Here is a 20,113-nt window from a genome sequence, read left to right as displayed (position 1 = left end):
TGTCCAGCGGCACCTCGGGCTCAGGCGCGGTACTCCCACCCCGCGGCCACCCAGGCCTGAGACGGCATGCAGTTCCGGCCGTCGAGCAGCACGGGGTTACGTACGACCGCGCCGACCACCGCCGGATCCAGCTCCTTGAACTGGGTCCACTCGGTGAGAACCAGCACCACATCGGCACCCTCGCAGGCCTCGAGCGCGGTGGTGGCGTAATCGAGCGTCGGGAAGACGCGGCGCGAGTTGTCCATCGCCTCGGGGTCGTAGACCGAGACGGCCGCGCCCTGCAGCTGGATCTGCCCCGCGATGTTGAGTGCCGGCGAATCGCGCACGTCGTCCGAGTCGGGCTTGAAGGCAGCGCCCAGCACGGCGACCTTCGCGCCGAGCAGCGAGCCGCCGCAGGCCTCGCGCGCCAGGTCGACCATCCGGGTCCGGCGGCTCATGTTGATCGCATCGACCTCGCGGAGCAGGCCGTGCATGTGGCCGGCGCCGAGCTCGCCCGAGCGTGCCATGAAGGCGCGGATGTCCTTGGGCAGGCAGCCGCCTCCGAAGCCGATGCCCGCACCCAGGAACTTGCGGCCGATACGCGAGTCGACACCGATCGCATCGGCGAGTGCCACCACGTCGGCGCCGGCGGCCTCGCAGACCTCGGCGACCGCGTTGATGAACGAGATCTTGGTCGCCAGGAAGGCGTTCGCGGAGATCTTCACCAGCTCGGCGGTCGCGGTGTCGGTGACGAAGAACGGGGTGTCCCGGGTCAGCATCTCGGCGTAGATCTCACGCGCGACCTCCTCGGCGCGGCCGCCGGGCTCGACACCGAGCACCAGGCGATCGGGCTCGAGAGTGTCCTTGACCGCGTGGCCCTCGCGCAGGAACTCGGGGTTCCAGGCGAACTCGACGCTGACACCGGCGGGAACCAGCTCGGCCGCGCGCGCTCGCAGCAGGTCGGTGGTACCGACGGGGACCGTCGACTTGCCCAGGATCACGGCGTCGCGGTGCAGGTGCGGCACCAGCGAGTCGATCACGGAGTTCACGTAGGTCATGTCGGCGGCGAACTCGCCCTTGCGCTGCGGCGTGCCCACGGCGATGAAGTGCACATCGCCGAACGCACCGGCCTCCTCGTAGGAGTCGGTGAAGCGCAGGCGCCCCGCCTCGATGTTCCGCTTGAGCACCGCGGGAAGACCCGGTTCGTGGAAGGGCACCTTGCCCTCCGACAGCGCAGCGATCTTGCTGAGGTTGACGTCGACACCGAGCACCTCGTGGCCCAGCTCCGCCATGCACGCCGCGTGCGTGGCTCCGAGGTACCCCGTACCCAGCACTGTGATCTTCATGCGCCGAAAGTAGGTCGGCGCCACGGCGACACGGAAGAGCCGCACGCCGGAGTTGGGCAAGGGTTACGCGGAGATTCACGAGCGCGCCCGCCGCGATCCCCCGCGTTCGCCTCGGAGTGGTCTCGGGTTCGCCTCGGCGTTACTGGGGCGGGCCGGCCGGGCCGTCGGCCTCCGGCGCTGCTGGACCGGGCTCCGGAGTGCTCGGACGGGACGCCGACGCCGACGGGGATCCGTCGTACGACGAGGACCCGCGGCGCGGTTCACGCCCCTCACGCCCCTTGAGGATGCGTTTGGGGAGGCGGTTGACCAGATCGCTCATCGGGTTCACCGCCGCCGTCATCAACGCGACGGCCTCGTTGAGCTCCGCGACGACGTCCGGGAGCTGAGAGACGGCGTCGAGGGTGCCGCCGGGCGCGATGGCGCGCTCGATCGCGCCCTCCTGGCCGAGCAACTGGTCGACGATGCCGCCGTCGGCGATCGCGCGGTCGATGACACCGTTCGGTTCGGTGAGCTTGTCGATGAGGCCGTCCTGGCCGGTGAGCTTGTCGAGCACGCCGTCCTTGGCGGCCAGCTTGTCGAGCACGCCGCCCTTCTCGGTGAGCTTGTCGAGGACGCCGTCCTTGGACATGAGCTTCTCGAGCACGCCGTCCGGCGCGGTGAGCTTGTCGATCACACCGCCCTCGGAGGTGAGGCGCTCGAGCACCCCCTCGGACTCCGTGATCTGGTCGACGACGCCGCCGGGCCGGGTGAGCCGGTCCAACGGCCCGCCCTCGGTGGTCAGGCGGGTGACGGGGCTGTCCTCCTTGGTGGCCTGATCGAGCAGGCCACCGGGGGCGGTGAGCTTCTCGAGCATGCCGCCGGGCTCGGTGAGGCGGTCGACGACCCCGCCGGGCTTGAGCACGCGATCGAGCGGCCCGCCGCGCGAGAGGATGATGCCGACGGGGCGGTCGGGTTCGAGCAGGGAGGCGAGTCGTTGCAGCAACTGCATCGGCGTGACCGAGCTGATCTCGGCGTCGACGTGCAACGCGTTGCTCACCTCCGACTCGACGTTCTGCACGGCGAATCGAGTCACGGCGACGCCGCCCTCGACCGCCGACATCGCGGCGTCGGCGGTGGAGAAGACGACGCGCAGCGGGGTGGTGACGATGCCCTTGAGGTCCATAGCCGCCCATCGTAGGCGGCGGAGTGAGAGGATCTGCGGTGAATCCACTCATTGAGCGAAGGGCGGAGGCGACCCCCGTGACCGTACGCGCGTCGGACGATCTGCTGCCCCATCTGCGGCGTGCGCGGGATCATGCGGACCGCAATTACGCGGAACCCCTGGACCTCGCCGCCCTGGCCGCGATCTCGGGGATCAGCAAGTACCACTTCCAGCGCCTGTTCGTCGCGACCTACGGCGTCTCCCCCGCCGAGCACCTGTCGCGCCGGCGCATCGAGCGCGCCCAGGACCTGCTTCGCGCCACGAATCTCACGGTCACGGAGATCTGCACCGCGGTGGGGTTCACGAGCCTCGGCTCGTTCAGCAGCCGGTTCCGGGAGCTGGTGGGCGAATCGCCCACGGAGTTCCGGACGCGGTGGTCCGACGGCGCACCGCGCATCCCGAGTTGCTTCGTGTTCATGGCGGGCCTGGCCGAGCGCCACGACACCGCAAGCGAGGAGAAGCGCGCGGCACCGGGGCGCTCCTAGGCTCGGTCCATGACCATCAAGAACATCTCGCTCGTGTCCGTGTGGGTCCGCGACCTCGACGAATCCCTGGCGTTCTACACCGACATCCTCGGCTTCGAACCCAAGGACGACATCACCATGGGCCCGGACTTCCGGTGGGTCACCGTCCGCCACCCGGCACAGCCGGAACTGCAGATCCACCTGACCACCCCGTCGAGGCCGCTGTCGGACGACCTCATCGCCGCGATGCAGCGGGCGCAGGCCGACGGCGGGCTGCCCGGCCTGGGCCTGGCCGTCGAGGACTGTCGCGCGACGTACGAGGCCCTCTCCGCCAAGGGCGTCGAGTTCATCCAGCCGCCCGAGGAGCGCCCGTACGGCGTCGAGGCGCTGATGCGCGACAACTCGGGTAACTGGATGGTGCTCGTGGAGGCGCGCGAGTACACGCCGGAGGACTTCGAGGGCGTCTCCTTCGATTAGGCGCTACGCGGGTTTGCGCACCGCCTCGAACGTCGCGGTCCACGACGCCACGACGAGCGTGCGTCCCCCGGCGCCGAGTCCGCGGACGGCCATGGGAGCGGCGTCACCCCGGTCATGCGACGGCCTCCGCCGCGTCATCGCGGCCGGCGTGCGGGCGGCGCAGGCTCTCGTAGATCCTGGCCATGCCGTCGTCGCCGAAGCCGAGGTCGACCTGTTCGGCGATGAGCGCCTGGACGGCGCGAATGGTCGACGAGTTCGCACCCGCTTCGTCGCTGGCACGGATGATGTCGGACAGGTCCGAGAAGTGCAGACTCTGCTGGCCCGGCACCGAGTAGTCCCCGCCGTCGACGATCTCGGCGTCACCGGCGAAGTGGGGCACCATCGCGGTGACGAACGGCACCGCCCGGGCGGCGAAATCGGTCGCGCGCATGCCCGCCGTCGCGGCCATCGCCGCGCCGTGGAACAGGCCCGCGAACATCTGATACATCGCCGCGAGCATCGCGAGGTCGATGAGGGACGCGGCGCCGGGGTCGGCACCGTCGTAGACGATCTCGGCCCAGGCCTCGAGAACCGTGCGAGTGCGCGCAAGGACCTCGGCCGACCCGCTGACGAACAGCTGCGCGCCCGGTGCGCCGATCATGGGCGGCGTGGCGAGGATCGCTCCGTTGAGGTACTCGATGCCGTGTTCCTCGGCCCACGCTCCGAGTGCACGGGCCTCCGCCGGTGTGGTCGTGGTGAGGTCGAGAAGAGTGCGGCCACGGAGCCGCTCCGCGACCGGGTCGAGGGTCTCGCGCACCGAGGCGTAACGGAGCAGGCAGGTGACGATCAGCCCGCTGCGGTGCACCGCATCGGCGACGGTACCGGCGCGGCGCGCGCCGCGCTCGACGAGTTCCTCGCCCCGGCCGGGGCTGCGGTTCCACACCGTGACGACGTGGCCGCGGTCCAGTAGAGGGGCGGCGAGGGCGGAGCCCATGGCTCCCAGTCCGAGGATCGAGACGGTCTGCGGTTCGTGTGCTCTTGCGCTCTGCTGTGTCATGCCTCGATCATCGATACCGGCGGTCCGTTCCGTAAGTACCCACTAATTGCTGGGGTACTTACCTTCTGGTGAGTGAGGTGGTCATGGCGAGATCGACGCGATCGGGCCCGTACATCTGCGGCATCGACGCCGCGCTGGACGTGGTCAGTGGGAAGTGGAAGGGCCTCATCCTGTGGGAGCTCGACGCCCATGGCGTGCGCCGCTTCGCGGAGCTGCGCCGGGGGCTGCCGGGGGTGAGCGAGAAGATGCTCACCCAGCACCTGCGGGAGATGGAGGAGGACGGGCTGGTGACGCGCGAGGTGTACGCACAGGTGCCGCCCAAGGTCGAGTACTCACTGACCCGGTCCGGTCTGGCGCTGAACGCGGCACTCGCGCCGCTCGGAGCCTGGGGGCGCGATCGCCTGCAGCGCGAACAGCTCGTCACGGTGCCGTCCGCCCACGACGGAGAAGCGTCGGAGAGAGTTGACATGTCGGAGATATCCGACGTAACGTCGACAGCGTGACCACCGAGACGGAGAGCACCGATCGCGTCTTCCTCGCGCTCGCCAATCCCGTTCGCCGCGAACTCCTGCGCATCCTCGCCGAGGGGCCGCTCGCCGCGGGCGAGCTCAGCGAGCGGTTCACGCTGAGCCGCCCGGCCGTCGCGGAGCACCTCAAGGTGCTCCGCGAGGCGGGACTCGTCACCGACTCCCCCGACGGCCGCCGCCGGATCTACCGGCTCACGGCCGAGCCGCTGGCGGATCTCGGCGAGTGGTTGCACCCGTTCGAGAAGTTCTGGCGCGCACGACTGTCCGCGCTCGCCGAGATCGCAGAGGAGTTGTGAATGGCCGTCATCATGCTGGATCGGTTCGTCGCCGCCACCCCGGCCGCCGTGTGGCGCGCCCTCACCGAGCCGGAACTGGTCCGCCGGTGGTGGGCCGAGGGTGACATCGGGCCCGACGTCGGCCACGAGTTCACCCTCGACATGCCGGGGTTCGGCGCGCAGCCGTGCCGGGTCCTGGAATCGGTCGCACCCGAGCGCTTCGTCTACACCTTCACCGCCGAGTGGACGCTCGCCTGGACGCTGAGCGCCGAGGGCCGCGGCACCCGCGTCTTCCTGGAACACAGCGGATTCGACCTGGACGACAAGCGCATGGCCGCCGCCTTCGACCGCATGGGGCCCGGCTGGCGCGACGCGGTGCTGCCGCGCCTGGCGGAGACCGCCGCCGGACTCTGACGCCACCGCGTCTGCCATGATCTGGACGTGACCGACCGTTCCGTTCTGGCCGACCCCGTCAACGCCGCACTCTCCGGCCCGCACGCGCGGTTCCGGCTGTCCGCGGGCCGGATCCAGCGGTACCACCCCGACGTCTCCGTGTTCTACGGACACCCGCGCGCGCTCACCGACGAGGACTACGCCGACGTCGCACGCCTGACCGGCCGGGACCGGACCGCGCTCCTGCGCGACCGGTCGGCACCGCTCCCGGCGGGGTGGTCGGTGGTCGAGACGATCGGCCTGGTCCAGTACGACGGCAGCGCGGTGGAGACCGCACCCGAACCGGAGGCCGTACGCCTCATGGCCGCCGACGTGTCCGAGATGACGGCCCTCGTCGAGCGGACCAAGCCCGGGCCGTTCCTACCGCGCACCATCGAGCTGGGCACCTACCTCGGCATCCGCGACACCGACGGGACTCTCATCGCCATGGCCGGCGAGCGCATGCACCCGCAGGGGTGGACCGAGATCAGTGCGGTCTGCACCGCGCCCGAGGCGCGCGGGCGAGGCCTCGCCTCCCGCGTGATCCGCGCCGTGGCTCATGGCATCCGCGAGCGCGGCGACATCCCCTTCCTGCACACCTCGGACGACAATCCGGCGCGGAGACTCTACGAGGCGATGGGCTTCGTCCACACGAGCACGGTGCCGCTCGAGGTGATCCGCGTCCCGTCGAGCTAGGAGGCGGGGGCACCGGCGGCGCCGGCCGAGCGCGTCGATCCCACCCGGACCGCCGCCGTGCACCCGACGACCAGCAGAACCACCAGCAGCGCGCCGACGCCGAAGGTCTCCCAGTCGAACGGACCCGCAGCGGCTCCGTCGGCCTGCTTGCGCGCAGACCCGGAGAGGAAGGGCACGATCAGGAGGACACCGATGCCCGCTGCGGCCTCGGCCGCGACCACCCTCGGGAAGCGGTGCAGGGCCAGCCGGATCACAGTGGGCCCGTCGCCGGCCAGCCGGGCTCGCCGGATCGCGGGGATCAGCACGCGCACGTTGTAGGCGCCCGCGACCACCATGCCGACGACGAGGAGCAGCTTGATCAGCAGGTACCGCCCGTACGGCGTCGTGACGAACTGCGCGAACGATCCGACGTGCACCCACGTCAGCCAGAGCCCGCTGACGCCGACTGCGATCACCGCGCCCATCGCCCACGCGCTGAACCGGCCCCACATGCGCGCGAAGGCTCCGGCGCCGTCGGCCCCGGAGCGCCGCGCCCGCAGGCCGGCCGCCGCGAGCACGAACAACCCGCCGAGCCAGACGACACAGGCCAGGATGTGGGCCAGCTTGAGTATGCGGTTCGCGGCGGCGTCCATGCCCACGACCGCGGTCGTCAGACTGGGCGCGGAGGCGGCGAGCACGATCACCGCGAAGCCGGCGCCCGCGAGGACCGCCATCGCCCGGCCGTCGACCAGGCGGAGGGCCACCAGGAGAGCGACCGCGAGCGCGAAGAGGCCGAGCTGCGCCGTGGCCATCACCGGCGCCGAGATCCACGCCCCCTTCTCCTTCGGCAGATCGAGGTACGCGCCGAACCGGGACGGCGCGAGGGATTCGGTGAACGAGAGCCCCAGCTTGCTCCGCGCGATCCGCCCCGCGTACTGCGCGTAGCCGGCGATCAGGGTCACGGCGGCGACGTACGGCACGAGGCCGCGTACCGCGCGCTCGGCCGCGCCGCCCCGCGCGGCGACCGGCAGCAGGAAGGCCAGCACGAGGAACACCCCACCGGACAGAGCGAGGGCACCGAAGTACCCCACCTGGGTGAGGATGCGCCAGAGCGGAGGGGTCGCCGGAGCGCCCGCCGCCAGATAGTAGGTAAGGCTCGCCATAGTCGAGTGAGACTAGCCTTACTAACGCGGTGTGACCAATCGGACAAAACCCCTCTTTACCTGGGGTTTTATTAGTCTCGACAAGATGTCCGGTTCACGCGCGGGCGCGTCCCGCATCGAGAATTGATAGGATGATTCGGCTGCGGCGACGCCGCGGCGACAGCTCGTGTATCTACCTGGCACAGCCCTCCGGGCCCCAAGGCGGCACGTCGAAACGATGGCGGCCGCGCGCCGCGGAAAGGCCCGACGACGGTGACCGCCACCATGTCCCACGAGACGCCCCCCAGGGAGACCTCCTCGCCCACACCGACACTGCTGTCGGTCGCCGGGCGCAGCTACTTCCCCGTCGCGTTCGTCGCACGGCTCCCGTTCGCCATGATGGTGGTCGGCGTGCTCACGCTCGTGGTCGCGGGCCGCGACTCGCTGGCGTTCGGCGGATTGAGTTCGGCCATGGTGGGCATCGGCTCCGCCGTCGTGGGGCCGCTCGTCGGCGCGGCGGCGGACCGGTTCGGCCAGCGGCGGACGGTGCTCGCCGCCGGCATCGCGAACAGTCTTGCGCTGCTGCTCATGACCTGGGTCGTCTTCAGCCCGCTGCCCGGCTGGGCGGTGCTCGGCTCGGCCGCCCTGGTGGGCGCGAGCGCGCCGCAGGTCGGCCCGATGTCGCGCAGCCGGCTGGTCACCATGATCACCACGAAGCTCCCCGAGGGGCGCCGGGTGCGCACGCTGCTATCGGTGATGGCCTACGAATCCGCGGCCGACGAGGTGATCTTCGTCTTCGGCCCCGTCATCGTCGGCCTGCTCGCGACCACGATGTCGCCCGCCGCCCCCATGGTCGGCGCGGCAGTACTGACCGTCCTGTTCGTCTCGGCCTTCGCCCTGCACCCCAGCGGCCGCGCCGCCGAGCAGCACGGCGACGGCGCCGTCGTGCAGGCACCGGCGCGCGAACTCGCGAACCCCCTGCTGTTCACCGTGATCGCGGGCGTCTTCGGCATGGGCCTGTTCTTCGGCTCCACCCTCACCGGTCTCACGGCCTTCATGCGCGATGCGGGCAACGCGGAGTCCGCAGGGCTGTTCTACGGCGTCATGGGCGTCGGCTCCGCTGCGCTCGCCCTCGGTTCCGCACTGCTGCCCGAACGGTTCAGCATCGCGGCGCGCTGGGTGAGCTTCTCGACCGTGCTCGTCCTCGGCGCCGCCCTGATCGCCGCCGCGCCGTCGCTACCGCTGCTCGTGGCAGGTCTGGCCATCGCGGGGATCGGCGTGGGACCGACGCTGGTGACCGAGTTCAGCCTCGGCGCCGAGCGCAGTCCGCTGGGCCGCTCGGCCACCGTCATGACGATCCTCGGCAGCAGCCTGATCCTGGGCCAGTCCCTCGCGTCCGCGGTGAACGGGGCGCTTGCGGAGAACCTCGGCACTGCCGTGGCGCAGTGCGCGCCGCTCGTCGCCGCCCTCGTCGTGCTGAGCGCGGGCGTCGCGAACGCCGTGCTCTCGCGGCGTCAGTCGGCCGCGGCGACCGACTCCGCCGGCGGCACCGGCGACCAGCCCGGTCCCTTCGCCACGTAACCCCACCGCTCGCGCCAGGAGGGCGTCCCGCGGACGTCCCGCACGATCGCCGCGTACTCGTGCGTCGCCACCTTGAGCGGATTGTGCGTGTCGATGTTCTTCGTCAGACCGAAGCGCACTCGCTCGCCCTCGGGCTCGAAGGTGCCGAACAGGCGGTCCCAGACGATCAGGATGCCACCGTAGTTGCGGTCGAGATACGCCGCGTTCGAGCCGTGGTGCACGCGGTGGTGCGAGGGGGTGTTCAGCACGAACTCGATCGGCCGCCACAGCCTTCCGACGCGCTCGGTGTGGATGAAGAACTGGTAGACCAGACTCACCGACTGCTGCAACAGGATCATCCACGGCGGAATTCCCATGAGCGCCAGCGGGATCCAGTACGGCAGCGCCGTGAACGGGGTCCAGGTCTGGCGCAGCGCCGTGGACAGGTTGTAGAACCGGCTCGAGTGGTGCACCACATGGCTCGCCCACAGCACCCGGACCGTGTGGTGGGTGCGGTGGTACCAGTAGTAGGCCAGGTCGTCGGCGACGAACAGGAGCACCCACGTCAGCGGGTCGGTCGCCGAGAGGTGCACGGGCGCGAGCAGATAGGAACCGGCGAGGGCCGCGAGCACCACCAGCTTCCACCCGAGGTTGATGATCACGTTCCCGATGCCCATGGTGAGGCTGGTCCGGGAGTCACGCAGGTCGTAGCCGAGTTCGTCGTCGTCCGGCAGGAAGCGGAACGAGAGATACTCGAGCACCAGGCAGAGCACGAAGATCGGTATGGCGGCACGGATGAGGTCGAACACGGTGGCACCTGTGACTTTCTAGGAGTTCGCCGCGGCGGCGTCGAGGGCGGCAACGATGCCCGCCAACAGTTCTGAGGTCCTGGCGTGCGCCGCGTCGGCGTCGCCGACGGCGATGCTCGCGGCGAGGTCGAGGTGCGCCTGCCGGTCCAGCAGCTCACCGTCGAGCCCGAGAGCGCCGAAGGTCTGCTCCCCCACGCCCCTCATGCCCGCGAGCAGCGTGTTGAGCGCGAGCCGGTAGGCGAGGTTGTCCGAGCCGTCGACGACCGCTGTCCAGAACGCGGCGTCCGCGGCGTACCCGCCGTCCGGGTACCCCTGGGCGAGGGCCGTGATCGCGGCCCTCTGCTCGATGGTGGCCCGCTCCGCGCAGAGGCGTGCGGCGTCGGCGGCGATCGTGCGCCGCATCTCGGTGACGTCGCGCAGCACGCGCAGCGGCGGGACGACGCCGGCGCCGGCGACCGCACTGAGCACGTCGAGACCGGCACTCACGCGCCAGTCGAGCACACGGGTCTTACCGCCCTGCGCGATGTGCACCAGGCCCGCCTGCCGCACGCCCTTGAGCGCTTCGCGGATCGCGTGGCGGTTCACGCCGAAGCGCTCGGCGAGCTCGCGCTCCGCGGGCAGCGGATCGTGCGGCGCGAGACGCCCCGACAGGATCTCGTCGACGATGCGCGCGAAGACCTCATCCGAGACCGCGGTCCTGGCGATGGGGGTCAGGTCCATGGCGAGCAGCATGACACCCGGCACCCCCTCTGGTCAACTGGTTGGACCAGTTGTGCGACGCCGGCGTGGCCCGCGGGATGGTGCGCGGTCAGTCCGTCGTCGGCGGGCGCTCCGATGCGCGGGCCAGTCCCTTCGCGTCGTGCTGCCGGCTCAGCGGTTCCACCGGGACGGCGACGATCTCGCCGTCCGGCAGGATCGTGGACACCCGAACCTCACGGTCCGGCGACGACGCCGCTCGCCGCGGGTCCGGCGCTCGCCTGATCTCCGACATCGCGCCTCCTTCGCAGGACGGTCCCGTGACCGCTGACGCTACGCTGCGGACGTGACCACGACCAGTGCCGGACTCCTGCTGTACCGCCGCGCCGGCGGAGCCGTCGAGGTGCTCCTCGGGCACATGGGCGGCCCCTTCTGGAGCCGCAAGGACGCGCACGCCTGGTCGATCCCCAAGGGCCTGCACACCGATGAGGAGCCCCTGGCCGCCGCGGAACGCGAATTCGCCGAGGAACTGGGTACGCCGCCGCCACCCGGCCCGACGGTGCCGCTGGGCTCCGTCCGCCAATCCGGCGGCAAGACCGTGACGGCGTTCGCACGGGAGGGCGACTTCGACACGACCACGATCCGCTCCAACGAGTTCGAGCTGGAGTGGCCGCGCGGCTCCGGCCGGATCCTGATCGTCCCCGAGATCGACCGCGCCGGCTGGTTCAGCCTCGAGGAGGCCGCGGAGAAGCTGGTGAAGGCGCAGACCGCTTTCCTGGACCGACTGCGCGAGCACCTGTCCCCCGAGTGAGGGCGGCAGCCACTGCAGCACAGACGAGGGACACGCCCGCCGCTGCCAGCGCGATGCGGTTCCACCCCGCGACCGGGTCGACGCCCACGGCGAGCAGGCCGGCGATCGTGATCCCCAGCGCCGATCCCACGTACCGCGCCGTGTTGTTGGCACCGCTCCCCATCGCTGCATCGCCGGCCGGCACGCTCGCGATCGCCTCCCGCGCCAGCCCCGTGTTGAGCAGTCCCGATGCGACGCCGGCGACCATCAGGCCCGGCACCAGACGCAGCGGTGAGGCACCGTCGGACAGGCCCGCGGCGAGCAGGAGGCCCAGCGCCACGCCGGTGAGTCCTCCCACCAGGTGGGTTCGGCCCGACAGTACTCCCGCCAGGCGCGAGAACCCCAGTGCCGCCACTGCACTCGTCCCCGACCACACCGCCAACAGGCCGCCGGCCTGGAGTGTCGTCAGCCCGAGACCACCGACGGCGAAGGTACCCGCGACCGACATCGCGGAGATGACACCGATGCCCGTACCGAAGGCGGCCGACGTGGCGGCGAGGAACCGGCGGCGCCCGAACAGAGCGGGGTCCACCAGCCGCGCGCCCTTCCACTGACTCAGCGCCAACGCCGCGCCGAGAACGACCGCCCCCGCGCCGAGCCCGGCGGCGAGGGCCCCGGCACCGGCTCGCACCTCGACGAGCGCCGCGACCGCGGCGGTGAGCGCACCCGTCAGCAGGAAGAAGCCGGCGACGTCGAGCGGTCGGTCCGGATCGTGCGCCGGCCGAGCGGGGATCCGGCGGCCCGCCCACCACAGCACCGCACCGCCCGCCGCGAGCAGCACGTAGTACACGCGCCACGCGCCCGCGAGGTCGAAGAGGCCGGTGAGCACGGGCCCGAGCGCGATTCCGGCGCCCATCGCGGAGCTCCACCAGACCGCCGTGCGGGCGCGATGCCCGTCGTGCTCACTCTCGGCGGCGACCAGGCCCAACCCGGTGGCGATCATGCCCGCGGCACCGACGCCGGCTCCGATGCGAGCGGCCACGAACAGCGGCGCCGAGACGACGACGGCGCAGGCCAGGTTCGCCGCGACGAAGATCGCCGCGCCGGCGAGGAAGACCCTCCGGTGCCCGACTCGGTCGGCGACGACACCCGCGGTGACCAACGCGGCGGCGAGCCCCACGCTCATCGAGGCGAGGATCCACGTGGCGCCCGCGGGCGTGGCACGCAGCGCGTCGTTGAGCGTCACCGCATTACCCAGCGGGCCGGCGTACGCGAGCATCGCGACGAGGGTGCTCGCCGCGACGGTCGCGAGCACCCGCTCGTAGGCCGTGTCGAGTCTATTCATGGAACTCATCATGACCGACGGTCAGTCTGTTCACAAGACCTATCGCGCGTAGACTGGGACCATGGCACTGGGTACCGGCTACGAGGCGCAGGCGTGCTACCTGGCACGCGCCCTGGAGGTCGTCGGCGAACGCTGGACGCTGCTGATCCTGCGCGACTGCTTCCTCGGCGTGCGCCACTTCAGCGACCTGCTCGCCCACCTCGACGTCTCCCGAGGCGTACTCACCGATCGCCTCGAGACGCTGGTCGAGGCGGGCGTCCTCGCCCGTAGGAAGGTGGGGCGCACCGTCGAGTACGAGCTGACCGCCGCCGGCGAGGAGCTGTGGCCCACCGTCTTCAGCCTGCTGCGCTGGGGTGAGCGGCATCTGGAAGCGGACTTCCCCGCCCGGATCTTCACGCACGCGTCGTGCGGCACCGACCTCGAGCCGTCCGGACTCTGCGCGTGCTGCGGCGTCGTGCCGACGGTGCGCGACCTCGAGACCCGCCCGGGTGACGGGCCGAACCCCCGGAGGCGGGACGACCCGGTCGCCGTTGCGCTACGCGGACGGCACCGGATGCTGACACCGGTCCCCTGACGGGCCCGCCGCGTCAGTTGCGGTAGTTCTCCACGGTGTTCGCCGACCGCGCGGCCGCCTCGTCCGGGTTCTCACCGAACTCGCGTCGCGCGCGACGCTGCCGGAGCAGGTCCCAGGCCTGGTCGAGCTGCGTCTCGAGCACCTGGAGCCGTGCCTGCTCCTCGCTCTCGGTGATCTCGCCCGCGCCGAGCCTGTTCCGCAGCGCGTGCTCCTCCGCGATGAGGGCGTCGATCCGGGTGTGCAGTGCGTCGTCGGTCATGTCCCGATCCTGCCACCGATCGCCGAACGGCGTGGGGCCACAATCAGAGGGTGTCCAACCGAGCCCTGTACCGCCTGCTGCACCCACCTCCCGGGCACGCCCTCGGCCGGTTCGCCGTCGTGATGGCGACGGCCATCATCGCGACGCTGTTGTACTCGGTCGGTGCGACGGTGCCGGGCGACGTCCTGTTCGTCCTCGCCGCCCTCGCCCATGTCGCCCTCGCCGCGGCGGGCCTGTCCCGGGTGCACGGCGTCCACGCGATCAAGGCGGAGATCGCCGCCGCGGGCTTCACGGCGATGGCGGTGCCGGCGGCGACCTCGGTGCTCGCGGGCTACCTGGCTCTTCGCGGAGCACCGGGGGCGGCCCTCGCGGTCGGCGCCGTGGCGCTGGTGGTGTGGCTCGTGCTCGGCTACCTCGTTCCGGCGCAGCGCGTCCTCGACAACACCGCGGCACCGGAGGGCGACCGGCTGGCGGGCGCCGACGGCACCTGGTTCCTCTGGGGCGTCGCGACGCAGTCGGTGGCGGTCGTGGCGGGACTGCTCGCGCCGCAGCTCCCCGGCCACGGACTCGGTACCGTCGCGACGCTGTGGTGGGGTCTTGGGATGGCGCAGCTGGTGCTGGTGGCGGCGCTGGTCGCGGCACGGATGATGCTCTCCCCGCTGCGGCCGGGCGAGGAGGTCGCGCCCTACTGGGTGTTCTTCGGATCCGCGGCGATTTCGATCCTCGCGGGATCCGAGCTCGCCGCGCTGCCGCCCGGCGAGCGGATCCTGGCCCCGGACTTCGTGATCGCCGTCTGCGTCTGCCTCTGGGCGTTCGCGTCGTGGCTGGTCCCCCTGCTCCTCGCGCTCACTGCCTGGCAGTGGCGCCGCTCCCCCGAGTCCGGCTTCCTCCGCCTCGCGCTGTGGTCGATCGTCTTCCCCATCGGCATGTACGGGCAGGCCACGCTGCGCCTCGCGGGCGTCACCGGAATGGAGTGGATGGCGGGGATCGCGCACGCCGACGCGTGGATAGCACCCGCGACCTGGCTGGCCGTCGCAGCCGGCATGGTCGCACTGGTGGTGCGCGGGCAGGGCCGCCGCGGCGCCACCCCGCCCGATCCCACCGCCTGATCGAGTGAGCACCGGTCCGTCTCGACCGCACGACGGGCCGGGTGGTGGCCCGGCCCGTCGTGGTGATCCTGCGGTGGCCCGTCAGCCGACGGTGGTCGCCTCGACCGGAACGTCCGTGCGGATCAGGTGGTCGAAGGCGCTCAGCGCCGCGGTCGCACCGGATCCGGCGGCGACCACGATCTGCTTGAACGGGACCGTCGTGCAGTCGCCGGCCGCGAAGACACCCGGGAGCGACGTGCGCCCGGCCTCGTCGACGACGATCTCGCCGCGCGGGCTCAGCTCGAGCGTGCCCTCGAGCCACTCGGTGTTCGGCAGGAGACCGATCTGGACGAAGACGCCGTCGAGCTCCAGCGCATGCGCCTCGTCGGTGGTACGGCTCGTGTAGTTGAGGCCGGTCACCTTGCGGCCGTCGCCGACGACCTCGGTCGTCATCGCGCTGACGAGCACGTCGACGTTGGGCAGGCTGCGCAGCTTGCGCTGCAGCACCTGGTCGGCGCGCAGCTCCGAGTCGAACTCGATGAGCGTGACGTGGGAGACGATGCCCGCGAGGTCGATCGCGGCCTCGACGCCCGAGTTGCCGCCGCCGATCACGGCGACGCGCTTGCCCTTGAACAGGGGGCCGTCGCAGTGGGGGCAGTAGGTGACGCCCTTGTTGCGGTACTCGGTCTCACCGGGCACGTCCATCGAGCGCCAGCGGGCACCGGTCGAGACGACGACGGTGCGCGACTGCAGCCGCGCCCCGCTCGCGAGGTCGACGGTGATCACGCCGGTCTCCTCGTCGCGGGCGAGCTTCGCACCGCGCTGGGAGTTCATGATGTCGACGTCGTACTGACGGACCTGGCTCTCGAGCTCGGCGGCGAACTTCGGGCCCTCGGTGTACGAGACCGAGGTGAAGTTCTCGATCGCCATGGTGTCGAGCACCTGGCCGCCGAACCGCTCGGCGACGATGCCGGTGCGGATCCCCTTGCGGGCCGCGTAGACCGACGCGGTGGCGCCCGACGGGCCGCCGCCGACGACGAGCACGTCGAACCGCTCCTTCTCCGACAGCGACGCAGCAGTGCGCTCGGCCGCACCGGAGTCGAGCTTGCCGACGATCTGCTCGAGGTTCATCCGGCCCGAGTCGAAGAGCTCACCGTTGACGAAGACCGTCGGCACGGCCATCACCTGGCGGTTGTCGACCTCGTCCTGGAACAGCGAACCGTCGATCGCGGTGTGGGTGATCCGCGCGTTGAGGACCGCCATGAGGTTGAGCGCCTGCACCACGTCGGGGCAGTTCTGGCAGGACAGCGAGAAGTAGGTCTCGAAATGGTAGTCGCCCTCGAGGTCGCGCACCTGCTCGAGCAGGTCGGCGGCCTCCTTGGACGGGTGACCGCCCACCTGCAGCAGGGCGAGCACGAGCGACGAGAACTCGTGCCCCAGCGGGATTCCGGCGAACTGCACCGCGATGTCGGTGCCGGCGCGACGGATCAGGAACGACGGGGTCCGCGGGTCATCGCCGGTCCGGTCGTGCTGGATGTGCTCGGACATGCCCGCGATCTCGTCGAGCAGCTCCGCGAGTTCGGCCGACTTGGCACCGTCGTCGAGCGTCGAGACGAGCTCGACCGGCATCGTGACGTTGGTGAGCAGACCCTTGAGTTGAGTGGCGAGCGCGGCTTCGAGCATGGTGATCCGATCCTCTTCTTCTTCAGATTCGAGCGAGGTGGTGGACGACGGCGGGGCGGGAGACGACTCCCGCCCCGCGGCCGTCGGCGACTAGATCTTGCCGACGAGCTCCAGCGACGGAGCGAGGGTGTCGGCGCCCTCTTCCCACTTGGCGGGGCAGACCTCGCCCGGGTGCGAGCGCACGTACTGGGCGGCCTTGACCTTGCGGACGAGCTCGGCGGCGTTGCGGCCGATGCCCTCCGCGGTGACCTCGGTGAACTGGACGACGCCGTCGGGGTCGACCAGGAAGGTGCCGCGGTCGGCCAGGCCCTGGCCCTCACGGAGCACCTCGAAGTCGGTGCTGATCTGCAGGCTCGGGTCGCCGATCATCGCGTACTTGATCTTGGCGATGGTGTCCGACGAGGCGTGCCACGCCTTGTGGGTGAAGTGGGTGTCGGTCGAGACCGAGAAGACCTCGACGCCCAGGCCCTGCAGCTCCTCGTAGTGATCGGCGAGGTCGCCGAGCTCGGTGGGGCACACGAAGGTGAAGTCGGCCGGGTAGAAGTAGAAGACGGCCCACTTGCCGGCGATGTCCTGGTCGGAGACGGTGACGAAGTTGCCGTCCTTGAATGCCTCAGCGGTGAAGGGCTTGATCTGCTTGTTGATCAGCGACACGTGCTTCCTCGTTTCGTTCGGGTACCTGTGGGTTCGAGATCGAGATTAGGTCGGACCAATTTATTGGACAAATCGATACACCTTGGATCACCCATCATGAATACCTATCGTCGCTGGCAGGGCGATCATGGTAGCGCAATCACATGAAGGTGATTCTCGTCACGAGCGCCTCCGATGGACGGTTCCGATGCGACTCGGCGAGCATGTCATCGCAGGTCACATGCGGTTCCGCAGCGGACGGGCACCCCGCGTGCGGATCCGGACGGCCGCAGTGTTCCCTCGGCCACACTCGTCGTCCGACCACGGCCCGCCCGACCACGAAAGAACCCCTCCGACCGAAGTCGGAGGGGTTCTTCTCTGTGGAGCTAAGGGGACTCGAACCCCTGACCCCCACACTGCCAGTGTGGTGCGCTACCAGCTGCGCCATAGCCCCGTATTGCGTTGTTCACCTGCGGTTTCCCGCCCGGAGAACATTACAGGAGGCAGCTCGCGTGCACCAAATCGGCTGGTCAGCGCCCGTTTACTTGAGGAGCGGCGTCAGCCAGTCGCCCTGCACGGTGATCTTCTCGCCGTTGTGGATGACGGTGGGCGTGCCGGTGCTGTTGACCTGCTGCATGAGCTGGCTGCCGGCGCCCGCGTTCTGCGCGGACTCGACGGTGTACTTGCCGTCGCGGATCGCCGCCGTCACGTCGGCGGGCAACTCGACGCCCTTGGCCTTGGCGCCGTCGGACAGAACCGTGGCGATCTCGGCGTTGGTCTTGTCGCCCTTGCCCTCCTCGGGCTGGTTCGCGTACATCGCGGTGTGCGCGCCCAGCCACGCCTTCTGCTTCTGGTCCTCGGGGAGCGAGGACTTCGCGATGGCCAGCAGGCCTCCGGCCGCGCGGTCGGAGTAGTCGCCCGACGGGCTGTTGCGGTTCAGGAAGGAGAGCATGAAGTACTTGATCTGCAGCTTGCCGTCCTCGATGGCCTTGGTGATCTGTTCGCCGTTGGCGCGCTCCATGTTGCCGCAGGCGGGGCAGTACGGGTCCTCGAAGAACGTCAGCTTCGTGGGGGCGTCGGCCCTGCCGAGCACGAAGGCCGGGGTGGCCTTGTCGATGGCGGCCTGCGCCTTATCAGCGGGCGTGCCCTCCTTCTTGCTCAGCAGCAGGACGCCGCCGATGACGACCACGATGACCACGAGGACGGCGATGCCGCCCAGCACGTAGGTCATGGTGTTGGACTGCTTCGCGGGAACGTACTTCGCGTTCTTACCCTTGCTCACGCCGACCACAATAGCGGCCGCACACGACTGTGCAGGTCAGGCGGGTTCAGGACCCGAGAACTCCGTCCACGAGCGCCTTCGCCTCCGCCTGCACCTGCGCCAGGTGATCCGCCCCGCGGAAGGATTCGGCGTAGATCTTGTACACGTCCTCCGTACCCGACGGCCTGGCCGCGAACCAGGCGCTCTCGGTGGTCACCTTGAGGCCGCCGATGGGCGCGCCGTTGCCGGGTGCGCGGGTGAGTTTGGCCGTGATGGGCTCCCCGGCGAGCTCGTCGGCGGTGACCTGCTCGGGCGAGAGCTTGGACAGGACGGCCTTCTGCTCGCGGCCTGCGGGCGCGTCGGTCCGGGCGTAGGCGGGCACGCCGTACTGCTCCCCCAACACGGCGAAGTGCTGGGACGGGCTCCTACCGGTGACGGCCAGGATCTCGGAGGCGAGCAGCGCCAGGATGATGCCGTCCTTGTCCGTGGTCCACACGGAACCGTCGTGGCGCAGGAAGGACGCACCGGCGGACTCCTCCCCGCCGAAGCCGACGCTCCCGTCGAGCAGGCCCGGGACGAACCACTTGAAGCCGACGGGGACCTCGAGCAGCTTCCGCTGCTGCTCCGCGACCACCCGGTCGATCATGGACGAGCTCACCAGAGTCTTGCCGACGGCAGCGTCGTCGCGCCAGCCGTTGCGGGAGGCGAAGAGGTAGTCGATGGCGACGGCGAGGTAGTGGTTGGGGTTCATCAGCCCGCCGTCGGGGGTGACGATGCCGTGCCGGTCGGAGTCGGCATCGTTGCCCGTCGCGATGTCGTACTGATCCTTGTTCGCGATCAGCGAGGCCATCGCGTTCGGCGAGCTGCAGTCCATCCGGATCTTGCCGTCGGTGTCGAGCGTCATGAACGCGAACTGCGGGTCGACGGTCGGATTCACGACGGTCAGATCGAGGTTGTAGCGGTCGCCGATCGCGCCCCAGTAGCCGACTGCCGCGCCGCCGAGCGGGTCCGCGCCGATGCGGACGCCGGCGTCGCGGATCCGGTCGAGGTGCAGTACGGAAGGGAGGTCGCCGACGTAGGAGTCGAGGAAGTCGAAGCGCTGGATCACGTCCGATGCGAGGGCCCGCTCCAGCGGGATGCGGCGCACATCGCGCAGCCCGCTCTCGAGGATCTCGTTGGCACGCGCCGCGATCGCCGAGGTCGCATCGGTGTCGGCCGGCCCGCCGGTGGGCGGGTTGTACTTGAAGCCACCGTCCGCGGGCGGATTGTGCGACGGGGTGACGACGATGCCGTCGGCCTCGACGCCTCCCCCGTGCTTGCGGTTGAAGGTCAGGATCGCGTGGCTCAGGGCGGGGGTCGGCGTGTACCGGTCGTCGAGGTCGATCAGGGTGTCCACGCCGTTCCCGGCGAGGACCTCGACGGCGGTCTCCCAGGCCGGACCGGACAGCAGGTGCGTGTCCTTCGCGAGGTAGAGCGGGCCGCGGACGCCCTCGGCCGCGCGGTACTCGATGATCGCCTGCGTCGTGGCCGCGATGTGGTTCTCGTTGAAGCTGCCGCTCAGCGACGTCCCCCGGTGTCCCGATGTGCCGAACGCCACCCGTTGGTCCGGATCGCCGGGGTCCGGCGCGACCGAATAATACGCAGCACGAACAGCTTCGACATCGATCAGGTCGTCGGGAAGAGCCGGTCGGCCGGCACGCGAATGAGCCATCGTCAGTCCACCTCATCATCCGGATGCGGCCACGGATCGCGCGGCCACTGGCGTCCAACGTATCGCCGGGACGGCTTCCGCGCGCGGTAATCCGGTGGCCCGTCGGGCACAACGGGCGGAACGGGAGGAGGCTCGGTTCGGCGTCGCGAC

23 protein-coding genes and 1 tRNA gene are annotated in these 20,113 nt (G+C 70.5%); 10 read left to right on the top strand and 14 right to left on the bottom strand.

Annotated features, from left to right (window positions below; all coding sequences use genetic code 11):
* Positions 1–20: 20 nt before the first annotated feature.
* Both FK530_RS12945 and FK530_RS12940 read right to left on the bottom strand, forming a co-directional pair.
* On the bottom strand, positions 21–1,325 hold the full coding sequence (locus FK530_RS12945) for a UDP-glucose dehydrogenase family protein (RefSeq protein ID WP_146487440.1): 1,305 nt from the start codon (positions 1,323–1,325) through the stop codon (positions 21–23).
* Between the two features lie 139 nt (positions 1,326–1,464).
* Positions 1,465–2,424: a hypothetical protein gene (locus FK530_RS12940; protein ID WP_438947251.1), complete on the bottom strand. Its 960-nt coding sequence runs from the start codon at positions 2,422–2,424 to the stop codon at positions 1,465–1,467.
* A 140-nt stretch (positions 2,425–2,564) separates the two neighbouring features.
* Between FK530_RS12940 and FK530_RS12935 the strand changes: the two genes are divergently transcribed.
* Together FK530_RS12935 and FK530_RS12930 are read left to right on the top strand one after the other, a co-directional pair.
* Positions 2,565–3,011, top strand: a complete 447-nt coding sequence (locus tag FK530_RS12935; protein ID WP_146487439.1) for a helix-turn-helix domain-containing protein — start codon at positions 2,565–2,567, stop codon at positions 3,009–3,011.
* 9 nt (positions 3,012–3,020) lie between these two features.
* Positions 3,021–3,467: a VOC family protein gene (locus FK530_RS12930; RefSeq protein WP_146487438.1), complete on the top strand. Its 447-nt coding sequence runs from the start codon at positions 3,021–3,023 to the stop codon at positions 3,465–3,467.
* A gap of 112 nt (positions 3,468–3,579) precedes the next feature.
* Here FK530_RS12930 and FK530_RS12925 read toward each other — a convergent pair whose 3' ends face one another.
* Positions 3,580–4,503 carry an NAD(P)-dependent oxidoreductase gene (locus FK530_RS12925; protein ID WP_146487437.1) on the bottom strand — a complete coding sequence of 308 codons (924 nt, stop codon included), beginning with the start codon at positions 4,501–4,503 and terminating at the stop codon, positions 3,580–3,582.
* An 83-nt stretch (positions 4,504–4,586) separates the two neighbouring features.
* Here FK530_RS12925 and FK530_RS12920 point away from each other — a divergent pair, with 83 nt between their 5' ends.
* Genes FK530_RS12920 through FK530_RS12905 form a run of 4 tightly spaced genes read left to right on the top strand, consistent with a single transcriptional unit; the run spans position 4,587 to position 6,433 of the window.
* Positions 4,587–5,006 carry a winged helix-turn-helix transcriptional regulator gene (locus tag FK530_RS12920; protein ID WP_146487436.1) on the top strand — a complete coding sequence of 140 codons (420 nt, stop codon included), beginning with the start codon at positions 4,587–4,589 and terminating at the stop codon, positions 5,004–5,006.
* Positions 5,003–5,326, top strand: coding sequence for an ArsR/SmtB family transcription factor (locus FK530_RS12915; protein WP_146487435.1), 324 nt, complete (start codon positions 5,003–5,005; stop codon positions 5,324–5,326). The genes FK530_RS12920 and FK530_RS12915 overlap by 4 nt, the downstream gene beginning before the upstream one ends.
* Complete coding sequence (locus FK530_RS12910; RefSeq protein WP_146487434.1) at positions 5,327–5,719, top strand: SRPBCC family protein; 393 nt, start codon at positions 5,327–5,329, stop codon at positions 5,717–5,719.
* A gap of 27 nt (positions 5,720–5,746) precedes the next feature.
* Entirely contained in the window at positions 5,747–6,433 is a 687-nt protein-coding gene (locus FK530_RS12905) for a GNAT family N-acetyltransferase (RefSeq protein WP_146487433.1), read from the top strand.
* On the opposite strand, the gene FK530_RS12900 is transcribed toward FK530_RS12905, so the two are convergent.
* Positions 6,430–7,575: a CopD family protein gene (locus FK530_RS12900; RefSeq protein ID WP_146487432.1), complete on the bottom strand. Its 1,146-nt coding sequence runs from the start codon at positions 7,573–7,575 to the stop codon at positions 6,430–6,432. The two genes, FK530_RS12905 and FK530_RS12900, sit on opposite strands and share 4 nt — an antisense overlap.
* A 252-nt stretch (positions 7,576–7,827) precedes the next feature.
* Between FK530_RS12900 and FK530_RS12895 the strand changes: the two genes are divergently transcribed.
* On the top strand, positions 7,828–9,135 hold the full coding sequence (locus tag FK530_RS12895) for an MFS transporter (RefSeq protein ID WP_205124204.1): 1,308 nt from the start codon (positions 7,828–7,830) through the stop codon (positions 9,133–9,135).
* Here FK530_RS12895 and FK530_RS12890 read toward each other — a convergent pair.
* The 3 genes from FK530_RS12890 to FK530_RS12880 form a co-directional block, all read right to left on the bottom strand.
* A complete protein-coding gene (locus FK530_RS12890) occupies positions 9,069–9,923 on the bottom strand; it encodes a sterol desaturase family protein (RefSeq protein ID WP_146487431.1) in 855 nt (284 codons plus the stop codon). The genes FK530_RS12895 and FK530_RS12890 overlap by 67 nt on opposite strands.
* 18 nt (positions 9,924–9,941) lie before the next feature.
* A complete protein-coding gene (locus tag FK530_RS12885) occupies positions 9,942–10,643 on the bottom strand; it encodes a FadR/GntR family transcriptional regulator (RefSeq protein ID WP_146487430.1) in 702 nt (233 codons plus the stop codon).
* A gap of 88 nt (positions 10,644–10,731) precedes the next feature.
* Positions 10,732–10,914: a hypothetical protein gene (locus FK530_RS12880; protein WP_146487429.1), complete on the bottom strand. Its 183-nt coding sequence runs from the start codon at positions 10,912–10,914 to the stop codon at positions 10,732–10,734.
* Positions 10,915–10,965: 51 nt separating this feature from the next.
* Here FK530_RS12880 and FK530_RS12875 point away from each other — a divergent pair, with 51 nt between their 5' ends.
* On the top strand, positions 10,966–11,430 hold the full coding sequence (locus FK530_RS12875) for an NUDIX hydrolase (RefSeq protein ID WP_146487428.1): 465 nt from the start codon (positions 10,966–10,968) through the stop codon (positions 11,428–11,430).
* On the opposite strand, the gene FK530_RS12870 is transcribed toward FK530_RS12875, so the two are convergent.
* Positions 11,345–12,754 carry an MFS transporter gene (locus tag FK530_RS12870; protein ID WP_158645092.1) on the bottom strand — a complete coding sequence of 470 codons (1,410 nt, stop codon included), beginning with the start codon at positions 12,752–12,754 and terminating at the stop codon, positions 11,345–11,347. The two genes, FK530_RS12875 and FK530_RS12870, sit on opposite strands and share 86 nt — an antisense overlap.
* Before the next feature lie 61 nt (positions 12,755–12,815).
* On the opposite strand from FK530_RS12870, the gene FK530_RS12865 reads away from it, so the two are divergent.
* Positions 12,816–13,328, top strand: coding sequence for a winged helix-turn-helix transcriptional regulator (locus tag FK530_RS12865; protein ID WP_146487426.1), 513 nt, complete (start codon positions 12,816–12,818; stop codon positions 13,326–13,328).
* Positions 13,329–13,341: 13 nt separating this feature from the next.
* Here FK530_RS12865 and FK530_RS12860 read toward each other — a convergent pair whose 3' ends face one another.
* Positions 13,342–13,587: a DUF2630 family protein gene (locus FK530_RS12860; protein ID WP_146487425.1), complete on the bottom strand. Its 246-nt coding sequence runs from the start codon at positions 13,585–13,587 to the stop codon at positions 13,342–13,344.
* Between the two features lie 50 nt (positions 13,588–13,637).
* Between FK530_RS12860 and FK530_RS12855 the strand changes: the two genes are divergently transcribed.
* A complete protein-coding gene (locus FK530_RS12855; RefSeq protein WP_146487424.1) occupies positions 13,638–14,696 on the top strand; it encodes a tellurite resistance/C4-dicarboxylate transporter family protein in 1,059 nt (352 codons plus the stop codon).
* 81 nt (positions 14,697–14,777) lie between these two features.
* Here the strand turns inward: FK530_RS12855 and ahpF are convergent, their stop codons facing one another.
* The 5 genes from ahpF to pgm form a co-directional block, all read right to left on the bottom strand.
* The gene (ahpF, locus tag FK530_RS12850) at positions 14,778–16,358 is read right to left on the bottom strand and encodes an alkyl hydroperoxide reductase subunit F (protein WP_146487423.1); all 1,581 of its coding nucleotides are present in this window, start codon (positions 16,356–16,358) and stop codon (positions 14,778–14,780) included.
* Positions 16,359–16,448: 90 nt separating this feature from the next.
* The gene (gene ahpC, locus FK530_RS12845) at positions 16,449–17,012 is read right to left on the bottom strand and encodes an alkyl hydroperoxide reductase subunit C (protein WP_146487422.1); all 564 of its coding nucleotides are present in this window, start codon (positions 17,010–17,012) and stop codon (positions 16,449–16,451) included.
* A gap of 360 nt (positions 17,013–17,372) precedes the next feature.
* Positions 17,373–17,445: transfer RNA gene (locus FK530_RS12840), tRNA-Ala, on the bottom strand.
* 87 nt (positions 17,446–17,532) lie between these two features.
* On the bottom strand, positions 17,533–18,273 hold the full coding sequence (locus tag FK530_RS12835; RefSeq protein ID WP_146487421.1) for a DsbA family protein: 741 nt from the start codon (positions 18,271–18,273) through the stop codon (positions 17,533–17,535).
* Positions 18,274–18,319: 46 nt separating this feature from the next.
* Positions 18,320–19,963, bottom strand: coding sequence for a phosphoglucomutase (alpha-D-glucose-1,6-bisphosphate-dependent) (pgm, locus tag FK530_RS12830; protein WP_146487420.1), 1,644 nt, complete (start codon positions 19,961–19,963; stop codon positions 18,320–18,322).
* Between the last annotated feature and the right edge of the window lie 150 nt (positions 19,964–20,113).

The organism is Tsukamurella conjunctivitidis, from assembly GCF_007858475.1.
Classification (GTDB): Bacteria; Actinomycetota; Actinomycetes; order Mycobacteriales; family Mycobacteriaceae; genus Tsukamurella; species Tsukamurella conjunctivitidis.
This window is presented reverse-complemented; position numbering and strand designations above follow the sequence as displayed.

Excerpts from the sequence above, each read along its gene's own strand:
- FK530_RS12945 (WP_146487440.1), bottom strand. The coding sequence starts at position 1,325 with ATGAAGATCACAGTGCTGGGTACGGGGTACCTCGGAGCCACGCACGCG.
- FK530_RS12940 (WP_438947251.1), bottom strand. The coding sequence starts at position 2,424 with ATGTCGGCGGTCGAGGGCGGCGTCGCCGTGACTCGATTCGCCGTGCAG.
- FK530_RS12930 (WP_146487438.1), top strand. The coding sequence starts at position 3,021 with ATGACCATCAAGAACATCTCGCTCGTGTCCGTGTGGGTCCGCGACCTC.
- FK530_RS12925 (WP_146487437.1), bottom strand. The coding sequence starts at position 4,503 with ATGACACAGCAGAGCGCAAGAGCACACGAACCGCAGACCGTCTCGATC.
- FK530_RS12920 (WP_146487436.1), top strand. The coding sequence starts at position 4,587 with ATGGCGAGATCGACGCGATCGGGCCCGTACATCTGCGGCATCGACGCC.
- FK530_RS12910 (WP_146487434.1), top strand. The coding sequence starts at position 5,327 with ATGGCCGTCATCATGCTGGATCGGTTCGTCGCCGCCACCCCGGCCGCC.
- FK530_RS12900 (WP_146487432.1), bottom strand. The coding sequence starts at position 7,575 with ATGGCGAGCCTTACCTACTATCTGGCGGCGGGCGCTCCGGCGACCCCT.
- FK530_RS12885 (WP_146487430.1), bottom strand. The coding sequence starts at position 10,643 with ATGGACCTGACCCCCATCGCCAGGACCGCGGTCTCGGATGAGGTCTTC.
- FK530_RS12880 (WP_146487429.1), bottom strand. The coding sequence starts at position 10,914 with ATGTCGGAGATCAGGCGAGCGCCGGACCCGCGGCGAGCGGCGTCGTCG.
- FK530_RS12870 (WP_158645092.1), bottom strand. The coding sequence starts at position 12,754 with ATGAATAGACTCGACACGGCCTACGAGCGGGTGCTCGCGACCGTCGCG.
- FK530_RS12865 (WP_146487426.1), top strand. The coding sequence starts at position 12,816 with ATGGCACTGGGTACCGGCTACGAGGCGCAGGCGTGCTACCTGGCACGC.
- FK530_RS12860 (WP_146487425.1), bottom strand. The coding sequence starts at position 13,587 with ATGACCGACGACGCACTGCACACCCGGATCGACGCCCTCATCGCGGAG.
- ahpF (WP_146487423.1), bottom strand. The coding sequence starts at position 16,358 with ATGCTCGAAGCCGCGCTCGCCACTCAACTCAAGGGTCTGCTCACCAAC.
- pgm (WP_146487420.1), bottom strand. The coding sequence starts at position 19,963 with ATGGCTCATTCGCGTGCCGGCCGACCGGCTCTTCCCGACGACCTGATC.